The 12,919-nt window shown below is 70.7% G+C and carries 9 protein-coding genes; 2 read left to right on the plus strand and 7 right to left on the minus strand.

What is annotated here, in order from left to right; translation table 11 throughout:
- Positions 1 to 13: 13 nt before the first annotated feature.
- Both AC07FK_RS11715 and AC07FK_RS11720 read right to left on the minus strand, forming a co-directional pair.
- Entirely contained in the window at positions 14 to 2,869 is a 2,856-nt protein-coding gene (locus AC07FK_RS11715) for a PQQ-dependent sugar dehydrogenase (RefSeq protein WP_479104694.1), read from the minus strand.
- A 321-nt stretch (positions 2,870 to 3,190) separates the two neighbouring features.
- Positions 3,191 to 3,637, minus strand: coding sequence for a subtilase-type protease inhibitor (locus AC07FK_RS11720; protein ID WP_479104695.1), 447 nt, complete (start codon positions 3,635 to 3,637; stop codon positions 3,191 to 3,193).
- Between the two features lie 436 nt (positions 3,638 to 4,073).
- Here AC07FK_RS11720 and AC07FK_RS11725 point away from each other — a divergent pair, with 436 nt between their 5' ends.
- Positions 4,074 to 5,630, plus strand: coding sequence for an extracellular catalytic domain type 1 short-chain-length polyhydroxyalkanoate depolymerase (locus AC07FK_RS11725; RefSeq protein ID WP_479104696.1), 1,557 nt, complete (start codon positions 4,074 to 4,076; stop codon positions 5,628 to 5,630).
- Positions 5,631 to 5,661: 31 nt separating this feature from the next.
- Here the strand turns inward: AC07FK_RS11725 and AC07FK_RS11730 are convergent, their stop codons facing one another.
- The 5 genes from AC07FK_RS11730 to AC07FK_RS11750 form a co-directional block, all read right to left on the minus strand.
- Entirely contained in the window at positions 5,662 to 5,901 is a 240-nt protein-coding gene (locus AC07FK_RS11730; RefSeq protein WP_479104697.1) for a hypothetical protein, read from the minus strand.
- A 9-nt stretch (positions 5,902 to 5,910) separates the two neighbouring features.
- Complete coding sequence (locus AC07FK_RS11735) at positions 5,911 to 6,597, minus strand: TNT domain-containing protein (RefSeq protein WP_479104698.1); 687 nt, start codon at positions 6,595 to 6,597, stop codon at positions 5,911 to 5,913.
- A 106-nt stretch (positions 6,598 to 6,703) separates the two neighbouring features.
- Positions 6,704 to 8,743, minus strand: a complete 2,040-nt coding sequence (locus tag AC07FK_RS11740) for a CocE/NonD family hydrolase (protein WP_479104699.1) — start codon at positions 8,741 to 8,743, stop codon at positions 6,704 to 6,706.
- A 29-nt stretch (positions 8,744 to 8,772) separates the two neighbouring features.
- On the minus strand, positions 8,773 to 10,083 hold the full coding sequence (locus AC07FK_RS11745) for an ATP-grasp domain-containing protein (RefSeq protein ID WP_479104700.1): 1,311 nt from the start codon (positions 10,081 to 10,083) through the stop codon (positions 8,773 to 8,775).
- Between the two features lie 87 nt (positions 10,084 to 10,170).
- Complete coding sequence (locus AC07FK_RS11750; protein WP_479104965.1) at positions 10,171 to 11,187, minus strand: LacI family DNA-binding transcriptional regulator; 1,017 nt, start codon at positions 11,185 to 11,187, stop codon at positions 10,171 to 10,173.
- Between the two features lie 283 nt (positions 11,188 to 11,470).
- On the opposite strand from AC07FK_RS11750, the gene AC07FK_RS11755 reads away from it, so the two are divergent.
- A complete protein-coding gene (locus tag AC07FK_RS11755) occupies positions 11,471 to 12,790 on the plus strand; it encodes an ABC transporter substrate-binding protein (RefSeq protein ID WP_479104701.1) in 1,320 nt (439 codons plus the stop codon).
- Positions 12,791 to 12,919 lie beyond the last annotated feature (129 nt).

A 12,919-nucleotide genomic window follows, 5' to 3' on the forward strand; every position in this document is an offset into this window, starting at 1 on the left:
GCCTCCTCTCCTGCTACGGCAGGGTCCACTTCTGGTTGGGGCCGGTGTGGCAGGTCCACAGGTGCACGCGGGTGCCGTCGTTCCAGGTGGCGCCCTCGGCGTCGAGGCACTTGCCGGACTGCGGGTTGCGGACGGTTCCGTCGGTCTGCGGCTGCCACTGCTGTGCGCCGGTCCGGTTGCACGTCCACAGCTGGATCTTCGTCCCGTCGGCGGTGCCGCCGCCGCTGACGTCCAGGCATTTGCCCAGCGCCCGCAGTGTTCCGTCGCCCGGCACGGACCACTTCTGCCGGTCCGCGCCGTTGCAGGTCCACACCTGGACCTGCGTGCCGTCGGCGCTCGCGCCGCCGGCGACGTCCAGGCACTTGCCGTTGACCCCCTTGACCGGCCCGGCGCGCTCGCCCGAGCCCGAGGTGGTGAACCGGAAGTCGTCGACGTCGAACAGCGAGCCGGCGCCGCCCTTGAAGGCCAGGTACAGCGTCGTGGTGCCCGCCGGGCGGTTGGTCAATGCCGTGCTGACCTCCTGGTACGTCTCCCAGCCGCCCGTCACCGGCACGGTCGCCGTGCCCAGCAGGGTGCCGGTGGGTGAGCCGGCCCGCACCTCGATCGTCCCGCCGGCGCCCGCCGACGCGATCCTCGCGGTGAACCGGGTGGCGTCGTCGAGGGCGTACGGCTTGAAGGAGATCCAGTCGCCGTTGTCGATGTAACCGACCGTCCTGCCGCCGTGGGCGGGCGTGTGGCTGACGACCTGGACGCCCGAGGAGTCGCCGTAGTGCTCACCCTGCCGGTGGCTGGGCTGGCTGATGTGCTGGGCGTGAGTGGTCAGGGCGGGCTGGCCGTTCGCGCCCTTGTCGGTGTACTCCGCGTCCCAGACGCCGAAGATGTTCGCGTTCGGGTCGTGCTCGCCGTCCGCGATGGTCTGGACGGTGCCCGAACAGCCGGTCGCGGAGGTCTGCGGATGGCCGTGGCTGTCGTGTCCGACGATGAAGGTGATCTTCACCTTGGAGCAGTCGACGGAGGCGTCCTCCGGGTCGGTCACGGTCACCTTGTACGGGACGGCCGCGCCCGGGTCGATGATGCGCCCGTCGACCGGCAGCTCCAGCTTCACGGTCGGCGCGGTGTTGCCGACGGTGATCCGCACCGACGCGGTGGCGCTGCGGCCCGTGCCGTCGGAGACGGTGAGCTCGGCCGTGTACTGGCCGTTGGCCGTGTACGTGTGGGACGGGTTCGCGGCGGTCGAGGTGGAGCCGTCGCCGAACTTCCACGCGTACGTGAGCGGGTCCCCGTCCGGATCGGTGCTGCCCGCGGAGGAGAACGCCACCGCCAGCGGCGCCTTGCCGGAGGTGCGGTCGGCCCTGGCCTGGGCGACGGGGGAGCGGCCGTCCGTGACGTGCTCGATGCGGTACAGCGCGGAGTTCGCGTCGCCGTTGAAGTAACCGGTGCCGTAGTCCAGGACGTAGAGCGCGCCGTCGGGGCCGAACGCCATGTCCATCACCTGGGTGCCGCTCCAGGGGAAGGCGTTGACGGACTGGACCGTGCCGTCGGCTCCCTGTGCGATCCGCTTGATCCACCTGCGGCCGAACTCGCCGGCGAAGAAGTTCCCGTCGTAACTCTGCGGGAACTTCACGGCCGACGCCGAGGACGCGTCGTACCGGTAGACCGGACCGCCCATGGGGGACTCGGAGCCGCTGCCGAACTCCGGCACCGAGCCGCCGTCGTACGGGATCCAGGCGGGCTGGGCCGGCGGCAGGTCGGTCAGACCGGTGTTGCGCGGCGAGGTGTTCTTCGGGGCGGCGCAGTCGAACTTCGCGCCGGAGGTGGCGGTGGCGAAGTTGTAGTCGGTGTACGCGTCGTTCTTTCCCGTGCAGTAGGGCCAGCCGTAGTTGCCCGCCTTGGTGATGCGGTTGAACTCGACCTGCCCGGCGGGCCCGCGGGCCGCGCTCGCTGTACCTGCGTCGGGCCCGTAGTCACCGAGGTAGACGGTGCCGGTGGGCTTGTCGACGCTCATCCGGAACGGGTTGCGAAAGCCCATGGCGTAGATCTCGGGACGCGTCTTCGCCGTGCCGGGCGCGAAGAGGTTGCCCGCGGGGGTCGAGTACGAGCCGTCCGCGTTCACCTTGATGCGCAGCACCTTGCCGCGCAGGTCGTTGGTGTTGCCCGCGGAGCGCTGGGCGTCGTACGCCGGGTTGCGGGAGGCGCGTTCGTCGATCGGCGTGTAGCCGTCGGAGGCGAAGGGGTTCGAGTCGTCGCCGGTGGTCAGGTAGAGGTTGCCCTGCGCGTCGAAGTCGATGTCGCCGCCCACGTGGCAGCAGATCCCGCGCGAGGCCGGGACGTCCAGGATCTTCTTCTCGCTGGCGAGGTTCAGGGTTCCGTCAGCGGCGAGGGAGAAGCGCGAGAGGCGGTTCACGCCGTCGAAGGGGGCGAAGTCCGCGGCGGCGCCGTCACCGGGGGCGTCGCCGCCGGGCGTGCTCAGCTTGGGTGCGTAGTAGAGGTAGATCAGGCGGTTGGAGGCGAATCCCGGGTCCACGCCGACGCCTTGCAGGCCCTCCTCGTCGTGGCTGTAGACGTCGAGCCTGCCGGCGACCTTGGTCGTGCCGGCCGCGTCCGTGAGCCGCAGTGTGCCGTCGCGCGAGGTGTGCAGGACGGAGCGGTCGGGGAGTACCGCCATCGTCATGGGCTCACCGGTCTCCGCGACGCCCTTGGCGAGGGTGACCTGCTGGAACTCCTCGGCGGCGGCGGCCTTCACCGCCCTGCGGTCCGGGGCCCGGTCTGCGGCGGAGGCGGATCCCCCGGGCGCCAGGAAGCCGGCGGTGAGCAACGCGGAGAGCAGGAGCGCGGGGAGGTGGCGGGGTCTGAACGGTCTTGTGCGCACAGAAGTCTCCCAGAGGGGGTGGGGGAGCCCGGCGGAGGGGAAGTGAGTCCCGCCGGGGGGAGCCGGACGCGCGCCGTCGCGCCGGAAGATGCGCCGGACACAGGTGCATGTCCGGTGCGTTGCAAGGAAGTTAGCGGCCTCGGTCCCCGCGCGTAACCCCTTTCGCAGCCGCATTCGCAACTTCTTCCCCGGTGAGGACAAAGCGGCGGCCACGCCCGGAAGCGGCCCGGTGAGGCCGTCGGCGTGGCCGCGCACACGTCGCGGCCCCGGCCGGTGTCCCCACACCGGCCGGGGCTCCCCCATGCGTGGGAGACCGTACGGTCAGAAGGCGAACAGTGCTCCCTCGGCCAGGCCGGCCTCCATCAGGCACGTGTTGCCGAACGTCGTCGACCAGGAGACGGGCTTGCCCTGCCACACGCCCTGCGCGGTGATCACGACCGGGTCCCACTCGCGGGTGCAGATCCGCTGCGGTGACGTGTCGACCAGGCCGGAGAACTCTCCGCCGGCGGCACGCAGTTCGGCGCAGGCGGCCTCGGGCGACGGGTGGGTGCCGCCGGGCCTGGGCGCGCAGCTGAGCGTCACGGCTCGGGTGACGGTCGCCGCGCCTTCTTCCTCACCCGTGCCCGTGCTGAGGACCAGCGCGGACGGGGCGTAGAGGCTGGTCGTCCCGGCCGGCTCCGCGTGAGCCGGGGTAGCGGTGGCGGCGCCCGTGAGGGCGAGGACCGTGACCGCGCCGACGGCGCCGAGCGTGTTCCGGATGCGACGCATGAATGAAACTCCTTCGATTGCGGATGAGTTGCGGAGGTGTTGCGGTGAGGAGTGTTGCCGACGCCGACAGTGAGTGCACACTGATCAGTTCATTCCGGCCGCAAGCGGGGCGAGTGACCTGACCGAATGGTCGTTCGGGCAGCTCGGGGGTGGTGTGCATGTCACCCGAGGGGGTGTCCATCATGTGGACATGCCGCAGTGGTATAACGCGAAACAAAGCCCTGAGCTGGTCTTTCCTGAAAATGGTTCACTCGTCACCTACGCCGCTTCGTCTGGAAACCATCGGTTCCGGTGGTCTCAGAGTGGTAGTCGGCAACGTGTGCGGACCACACCCTCCGCCGCCCGTGACCGTGGCGCGGGCCCGTCCTGCCTCGCGTACGGACGGCCCTACAGTCCGATTCCCGGACGGACGGGGAGACCCGCTGAAGGAGCCGCCATGTATACAAGTCCACCTCGTGCGAAGCCCCGTACGGACAGGAGACTGCCGGCCGTCGCCGTGCTGCTCGCGCTGCTCGCCGCGCTGCTCGGTACCGGCTGGACCGCCTTCGCGCCCGCCGCGCGGGCCGCCTCGCTCACCGAGGTCACCGGCTTCGGCACCAACCCTGGCGGGCTGCGGATGTTCCGGTACGTGCCCGACGGGCTGCCGCCCGGCCGGCCCCTGGTCGTGGCGATGCACGGCTGCACGCAGTCGGCCGTCGCGTTCGACGCGGAGACCGGCTGGACGGCCATGGCCGACCGGTGGGGCTTCGCGCTCCTGCTGCCGCAGCAGCAGTCGTCCAACAACCTCAACTCCTGCTTCAACTGGTTCGAGGCGGCCGACATCCGGCGCGGCTCCGGTGAGGCGCTGTCGGTCAAGCAGATGACGGACCGGATGAAGGCGGACCTCGGCAGCGACCCCGCCCGCGTGCACGCCACCGGGCTCTCCGCGGGCGGGGCCATGACCAACGTCATGCTCGCCGCGTACCCCGACGTCTTCGCCTCCGGAGCGCCGGTCGCCGGCCTCCCGTACGCCTGCGCGACGTCCGTCGCGGCCGCCTACACCTGCATGAGTCCCGGCACCGACCTCTCACCGTCGGCGTGGGGCGGCAAGGTCCGCGCCGCCCACCCGGGTTACACCGGGCCGTGGCCGACCCTCTCGGTCTGGCAGGGAACGAGCGACACCACCGTTGTCCCCGCGAACCTGCGGGAGACCGTGGAGCAGTGGACCGACGTCCACGGCGTCGACGCCGCGGCCGACACCACCGACACCGTCGCCGGTTACCCGCACGCCGTGTACCGCGACGGCGCCGGACGCGCGGTCGTCGAGACGTACGCGATCACCGGCATGGGCCACGGCCAGCCGGTCGACCCCGGCGCCGGTGCGGAGCAGTGCGGCGCCGCCGGCCCGTACATCCTCGACGTCAACCTGTGCGCCTCGTACCGCATCGGGCGGTTCTGGGGTCTCGACGACAGCGGCACACCCCCGCCCGGCAGCGGCCACACGGTGGTGCTGCCCAGCCGGGCGGCGGACGACGGGTACGTGAAGGCCTCGGCGACCGGCGGCGGAGCGGCCGTCGGCACACTGGAGTCCACCTACGGCGTGGCGGTGGGCAGGGGCTCGGACGGGCAGCACAACCGGGCCCTGCTCTCCTTCGACACCTCGTCCGTCCCGGACGGGGCCACGGTGAAACGCGCCTACGTGAGCGTCACGTACGCCACGGGCAGCGGTGACCCCTGGGCGGCCGGGAACCGTATGGTGCTGGACGTCGTGTCCGGCTGCTTCGGGGCCGGTTGCGCGACGGGCGCCGACGACTGGAGCGCCGCCGCCTCGGCGTCCGGCGTCGCGGAGATCGGCCGGTTCGCCTCCGGAACCCGGACGTCGACCGACTTCACGGCGGTGAACACCACCGGGACCACCCAAGTGCGCCTGCGCCTGGCCGCCGCGCCGGCCGCCACGGCGTACGTGTTCGTGAAGTCTGGGGCGTCGGCGACCCTCACGGTGGAATGGGAGTGAGGTGGCCGGGCGCCGGCCGCCGGCGGGCGGCTCAGGTCAGCAGGCGCAGCAGATGCTCGCAGGCGTCGGCCTCGCTCGTGTGCCGGGACAGGGTCTCGTAGGCGCCGCGTTCGTACGCACCGGTCTCCCACGCCCCGTCCGCCTCCCGGCTCTTCCTCAGCCACAGGAAGTCGGGGGGTGTGGGAGCCGGTTCGTGGACGCCCTCGATGCGGAAGTAGTCGTCGGGCACTCCCGCCGCGCCGAGGGCGGCCAGCAGTTCGTGGCGGTCCATGGGGCGAGGCTACGCGCCGGCCGGTTCCAGGTAGTCGTGCTCCAGCAGCCACTTCACGTTCAGCCGCTGCCCCTGGCCCGGATCCAGGAACACCGGGTCGAGCTTGATCTGCTGCCCGCCGCCCGGCTGCCCGAACCACGGCGCGATGCCGCCCTGCCACACCCGGAACGGCTTGGTGACCTCGTAGACGCGGTAGTCGCACGGTACGGACGGCTCGCGGGTGTTGAGATTCTGCGGCGGCAGCGCGCGCCGCGCGTACGGATCACCGGCGGGCGCCAGATAGGACCCGTACTCGGAACCGAAGCGGTCCAGCCGCTGGCCCTCCCGCAGTTCCGCGGGCGCTTTGTCGACCTTGCCGTTGACCTCGGCGAACCCGTCGTTGGGCGGGTACTTCCAGCCGCCCGAGTCGGCGGGCCCCTCCCAGAACTCCTTGAGGAAGGCCGACGGCGACAGGCCCCCCGTGCGCTGGTAGCCCCGCAACAGCGGTCCCACCGGCGCTTCGTGCTGCGAGGGCAGCCACTGGGGGCCGAGCCGCGCGTCGCCCTGGAAGGAGCCGGTGCACGGCTCGGGGCGTGACGCCCCGGCGGTCCGCCGCTCCTCGGGGGGCGGTGGCTGCGGAGCGGCGCTCGCGGCGGGCGCGAGCGCCGTCGCGGCGGTGAGGCCGAGCGCGGCGAGTACGGTGCGGATCCGGTTCACTCAAGGTCCCCTCGGGATATTGCGTCCAACACGACGCCACGCAGCGTAGCGTCTCAGCTACGCTGCGTGGCTCGATCCGGTGGACGTCACCCCGAGGGGGGACCGGTCAGAGCAAGTCCCGCGGCAGGGTCTCGTTCCAGGTGCGGGAGAAGACCCGCCGGTCGCCCTCGTACCCGTCGAGCGTCGCGTCGACGAAGAACTCGCTCTCGCTGCACCGCAGTTCCGTACGTGTCTCCACCCGCACGTCCCAGTCGTCCCGCCGGAACCGCATGGTCCAGGCCGCCTCGCCGCCGACCGACGTGAAGTCGTCGGCGGTGGCCGTGTAGCGCTCGTACGCGCGGCAGCCGACATCGAGGCCGATGTCGTCGATGCGCACGGTGCCCCGGTCCTTCACGATCTCCAGCGCGGACTCGTACCCGATCAGATCGCGCTTGACCTCCCAGCGCTGCTCGGGTGCCGACAACCGGGTGGTGGTGATCGGCGGGGCGCCCTCCGGCTCGCCGAAGGGGCGCTGGGGCAGCTCGTCCGGCTCCTCCACCGGGCGCACCGGCAGCGTCAGGGTGCTCGACCCCTCGTGGACGCTCAGCAGGACGGGCCGGGGCGGCGGCCAGGCGAGCGGCCAGTACGACGTGGACAGGGAGAGCCGGATGCGGTGGCCGGGCGGGAAGACCTGGGCCACGCCGTTGAGCTGCACGGTGGCGCGGTAGCGCCGGCCCGGCTCCAGCGGCTCGGGCTCACCGGTGGCGTCGCGGTGCGTCAGGTTCAGCACGCCGTACGTGACCCGGGTGGCCCGGCCGTCGGGCGCCACGTCGGAGAGGCGGGCGGCGACCGTGGCCACCGGTTCGCTGACGGACAGGTCGAGTTCGACCGTCGGGGAGCCCAGGATCTCGACCGGTTCGCTCAGCTCCTCGGTGTCGAAGACCAGGGACCCGCCGTCCTCCTCGCGCTGGTCGTACGGCAGGTCCGGCGGCGCGTTGTACGACGCCCACTTGCCGGCGAACTGACCGACGGACAGCGGTGACTGGACGGTCATCGGCTCGCCGCCGCTCTCGGCGGGCTCCCCGTCCTCCGGCGGTACGGCGATGCGGTGCCGCAGCAGCGGATGCGCGACGGACCGGATGTGCGGCGAGGGCCACTGCGGCTCGCCGACCCACCGGCCGGGCCGCTCCTCGTACGACGTCGAGGGCGGCACGCTCTCCTGCATCCACGTCTGCAGCATGGGCCCGTCCATGACGCCGTTGTCGGCGCCCTTCAGCCAGTGGTCCCACCACCGGACGACCTCCTGGAGGTAGCCGATGGCCGGTCCCGGCTCGCCCAGGTGCGGGAACTTGTGCGACCAGGGGCCGATCAGTCCCTTGCGCGGCACGTCGAGGTTCCCCAGCAGCCGCGTCACGGCGTTGGAGTAGCCGTCGGCCCACCCGCTGGACGCCAGCACAGGACAGCGTACGGCCGTGTAGTCCTCGCAGACCGAGGCGTGCCGCCAGTAGTCGTCGCGACGCTGGTGGCGCAGCCACTCCAGGACCCACGGTCGGGTGTTCTCCATCCGCTCGTGCCACATGTCGCGCCAGCGGTCACCGACCACCGCCGGGTCCGGCGGACACGTCGCGTACGCGAACATGGTCCCCGCCTCGGCGAGGTTGTCCGACAGCATCGCGCCGCCCATGTAGTGCATGTCGTCGGCGTACCGGTCGTCCGTGAAGGACGCGATGACGACGGCGCGCAGACTCGGCGGCTGCCGGGCCGCCGTCTGCAGGGCGGCGAACGCCCCCCAGGAGATTCCCATCATGCCGGTGCTGCCGTCGCACCAGGGCTGCTCGGCCAGCCAGGCGAGGACCTCCTCGGCGTCGGCCTGCTCCCGCTCCAGGTACTCGTCGGCCAGCACGCCCTCGGAGTCGCCCGTGCCGCGCAGGTCCACGCGCACGCACGCGTAGCCGTGACCGGCGATGTAGGGGTGGTTGATCGAGTCGCGCACCGCCGTCAGGTCCCGCTTGCGGTACGGGATGTACTCCAGCACCGCCGGCACGGGCTCCTCGTCCGAGGAGACCGGGCGCCAGATCCGGGCGGACAGGCGGGTGCCGTCGGACATGGGGACGACGACGTGCTCTTCTTCCTTCGTCGCGTGCGGCAGGTTGCTCACGAAACGCATACGGCTGGGCCGCTCCTTCCCTCGGGTCCTCAGACGTTCTTCTGGTCGCGCCCGCCCGGAGTGGTCTCGTCGAAGGCCAGGCCGAGCGCCGCCACACAGCGGTCGTACTTCTCCCGCAGCTCCTTCTCGCTGTTCCCGCCCGTGAAGATGTGGGCCAGTTCGTAGCTGTAGCTGTCCTGCTGCGGCGTCTCCGAGAGGCGCTGCCCCTCCTCCGGCACCACGTCGATCCGTACGCCGGGGATCTCCCGCTCGATCCGCGCGATGTCCTCGGGCGTCGGCACCCGGCGCGCGGCACCGTCCGCGAACCAGCGGTAGTACCACTTGGCGGCCACCTCGTACGGGCCCGCCCGGTGCGGAAGCGCGGGGTCGCGGCCCAGGGCGAGACTGATCATGCAGTGGTGGTTCGGGACGCCGTCGACGTACTCGAACAGCTCGGCGTGCGACTGCGAGTGCCGCGGGTTGATCTCCAGCAGGTTGATCGCGTCGGTGTGCGGGTCGTAGAAGTACTCGATGCTGAACGTCGCCGCCTCCATGCCGATCTGCCGCATCACACGTGCCGACACGTCGTGCAGCCGGCGGATCACCGGCCCGGGCAGCGCCGAGGGGTACTGGTGGCGCAGGAAGCTTGAGGAGTCCGGGTAGTTGATCGAGTCGAGGACGCCGTACACGGTGACCTCACCGTCGTGGACGTACCCCTCCACCGCGACCTGGATGCCGGAGAGCGCCTCCTCGGCCAGGCACACCTGGCCGCCTACCCCGGCCATCTCCTGCGGCAGGTCGAGCCGGTCGAGGATGTACTCGAAGGGGCGGCCCACCCGGGCCACACCCTTGCGGATCGCCTCGACCGCCTCCCGGAACTCCTGATCGTCCTTGACGCCGAAGGCCAGCTCCGACGAGTACGACAGAGCGGGCTTCAGCCACATGGGGAAGCTCATGCCCTCCGGCGGACGCGGGTCGTCCGCCTCCAGGTCCACCCGCCCGAAACGCGGATGCTCGTCGACGACCTTCTGCTGTTCGAGCCGGCTCCAGTACTTGTGCTCGCACTTGACTACGGACTCCAGGCCGGTGCTGCGGGTGCCGTAGCGCTCGCTGAGCATCGGCACGAGGGTGCTCACGGGGAAGTCCCAGTAACCGACGATCGCGTCGATGCTGCCGTCGAAGGCGTCCAGCACCTTCTGCGCCTTCTCGAACAGCTCCGCGACGGACACCTCGCCGTGCTGCAGCTCCTCGATGGTGAGCAGCGGGTGGAACGCGTAGTCCTCCACGTTCGGCACCGCGCGCAGGGTCGGCAGGTTGGACTCGTCCAGGCCCAGTATGAATATGTTCTTGCGATCGCTCACTGACTCTCCTTCGTCGGCTGTCCCGATCGCCTTCCTCGTCAGGCGCTTCTCACACATCGGATCGGGAAACCGGCAGGTCGGACAGGGTCAGGAGGAGCCGCGCACCACCAGTGAGGTCGGGAGCACGATGTGCTGCCGCGGCGCCTGGGGATCGGCGATCTCGCGCAGCAGCACCCTGGCGATCGTGGTGCCGATCTCCTCGATCGGCTGGCGCACGCTCGTCAGGGGCGGGTCGGTGTGACGGGCGAAGAACGAGTCGTCGAATCCGACCACGGCCACGTCTTCCGGGACACGCCGCCCCTGTCGGCGCAGCTCCGTCATCGCGCCCGCGGCCATGACGTCGGACGCCACGAAGACGGCGTCCAGTGCGGGCGCGGCTTCAAGAAGCGAACGCATGGCGTGCTCGCCCCCGGTCTCGGTGAAGTCCCCCGCGACCACGAGCCGTTCGTCCGCGGCACGGCCCGCTTCCGACAGCGCGTCGCGCCACCCCTGCAGCCGGGTGCGGCCCACGTCCATGTCCAGCGGGCCGGTGATCGTGGCGATCTCCGTGCGGCCCCGGGCGATCAGGTGGCGGACGGCCGCCGACGCGCCGCCGAGGTTGTCGGAGTGGACGTGGCTCAGGTGCTCGGCGGGGGAGCGGCGGCCGGCGAGCACGGTCGGCAGCCCCATGTCCTCCAGCAGGCCGGGCAGTGGATCGCGCTCGTGCACCGAGACGAGCAGGACGCCGTCGACCCGCCGCTCGGCCACCGAGTCGGTCAGCTGGTCCTGCTCGCCCTTGTCCCGTACGAGCACCAGCTGGAGCTGGGTCCGCGTCTCGGCCAGCGCGGTGCTGACGCCGCGGATGACGGCCGAGAAGTACGGTTCCGAGCCCAGCCGGCTCTCGGACTCGGGGATCACCAGCGCGACGGAGTTGGTCCGGCTGGTGACGAGACCGCGGGCCACGGAGTTGGGCACGTAGTTGAGTTCGGCGATCGCGGCCAGGACGGCGGCGCGGGCCTCGTCGCTGACAAGCGTCGAGCCGTTGATGACACGTGAAACGGTGGTACGCCCCACGCCGGCTCGTGCGGCCACGGTTTTGATGGTCGGGCGCTGCCTTCCCCCCATGGCTTCCTCCTCGTAGAACGACGTCCGGGCGCCGTTCACCAGCGCATTGTGCCAGAAGGCGACCGGCGGGCGCGGGCGTCGGCGGATTGTCGTCGGACATCTGTCCGCAACGAAGTCGATTCAAGTTCTTGACAGAGGGTATGCGCGGCGGCCAGTCTTCGGGAACTTGGTGGGTACGTTCCCACCTCGCCAGTGGGAACGTACCCACTTCACCATTCGAGGCCACAGAGCGGACTGACCGGCATGTACTCCGGTGCGTCGGCGCCGCCACTGGGAGGGCTACATGAGCAGGGCTCACAAGCTGTTGCGTACAAAGGTTGTGGCTAGCGTTTCGACCGTGGCCGCGCTCGGCCTGGTCGTCGGATGCAGCGGCGGCGGAGACGGCGGGGGAGGGACCGGCGGTGGCGTCAAGGACGGCAAGACCACCATCACCATGGGCCTGTTCGGCGTCATGGGATACAAGGAGACCGGCCTCCTCGACCGGTACATGAAGGAGAACCCGGACGTCCGCATCGAGGCGGAGGTGGCGGGCGACGAGCAGACGTACTACACCGCCCTGCAGACGCACCTCGCGGCCGGCAGCGGCCTCAAGGACATCCAGGGCATAGAGGTCCTGCGCGCCAAGGAGATGTCCGACACCCAGGCCGGCAAGTTCGCCGATCTGTCCGACGTCCCCGGCGCCGACCACTTCCTCCCGTGGAAGCTCAGCCAGGTCACGGCCAAGGACGACAAGGTCATCGGCTTCGGCACCGACATCGGGCCCATGGCCGTCTGCTACCGCAAGGACCTGTTCGAGCAGGCGGGTCTGCCGACCGACCGCGAAGAGGTCGCGAAGCTGTGGGAGGGGGACTGGTCGAAGTACGTCGAGGCCGGCAAGGACTTCAAGAAGGGCAACAAGAAGGACAAGGTCGCCTTCATGGACAGCGCCAGCGGCCTGTTCAACGCCATGATCTACGGCAACTCCGAGCAGTTCTACAACGAGTCCGGCGAGCTGATCTACAAGGACAACCCGGCCGTCACGGACGCCTGGAAGCTCGCCTCGGAGGCAGGCCGCACCGGACTCACCGCGAAGCTGCGGCAGTTCCAGCCCGGCTGGGACCCGGGCCTGGCCAACGGCACCTTCGCGACGGCGGTCTGCCCGGCCTGGATGCTCGGCCACATCAGTGAGAAGGCCGGTCCGGCGAACAAGGGCAAGTGGGACGTCGCCAAGGCGCCCAAGGGCGCCAACTGGGGCGGCTCGTTCCTGGGCGTCGTCGAGAACAGCCCGGTGAAGGAGGAGGCGAAGAAGCTGGTCGCCTGGCTGACCGCACCCGAGCAGCAGGAGTTCGTCTTCAAGAAGCTCGGCAACTTCCCCTCCTCGCAGGAGGCCCTCAAGGCCCCCGCCGTCGCCGAGGCGAAGAGCGAGTACTTCAGCGACGCCCCCATCGGCAAGATCTTCGGCGAAGCCGCCCAGGAGATCCCCGACAAGCAGGTCCTCGGGCGCAAGGACGGCACGATCAAGGACATCTTCTCGCAGGGGCTGACCCTCATCGAGTCGCAGAACAAGAGCCCCGACGCGGCCTGGAAGGCCACGGAGGAGCGGATCGAGAAGGCCACCGGCTGAGTCCGGCCGCCCCGGTGGTGGGGGGGGGGGGGGGGGGGGGAGGGGGGGGGGGGGGGGAAGAGAAACAGCACCAAAACCCCAAAAAACGAAGTCCCCTCTGTGCACTGCGCCCCTCAACGCAGGGACGAA

This window comes from Streptomyces sp. NPDC046122, assembly GCF_056429965.1.

Coding starts and splice junctions, on each gene's coding strand:
- AC07FK_RS11730 (WP_479104697.1), bottom strand. CDS start 5,901: ATGGACCGCCACGAACTGCTGGCCGCCCTCGGCGCGGCGGGAGTGCCC.
- AC07FK_RS11740 (WP_479104699.1), bottom strand. CDS start 8,743: ATGCGTTTCGTGAGCAACCTGCCGCACGCGACGAAGGAAGAAGAGCAC.
- AC07FK_RS11750 (WP_479104965.1), bottom strand. CDS start 11,187: ATGGGGGGAAGGCAGCGCCCGACCATCAAAACCGTGGCCGCACGAGCC.
- AC07FK_RS11720 (WP_479104695.1), bottom strand. CDS start 3,637: ATGCGTCGCATCCGGAACACGCTCGGCGCCGTCGGCGCGGTCACGGTC.
- AC07FK_RS11755 (WP_479104701.1), top strand. CDS start 11,471: ATGAGCAGGGCTCACAAGCTGTTGCGTACAAAGGTTGTGGCTAGCGTT.
- AC07FK_RS11725 (WP_479104696.1), top strand. CDS start 4,074: ATGTATACAAGTCCACCTCGTGCGAAGCCCCGTACGGACAGGAGACTG.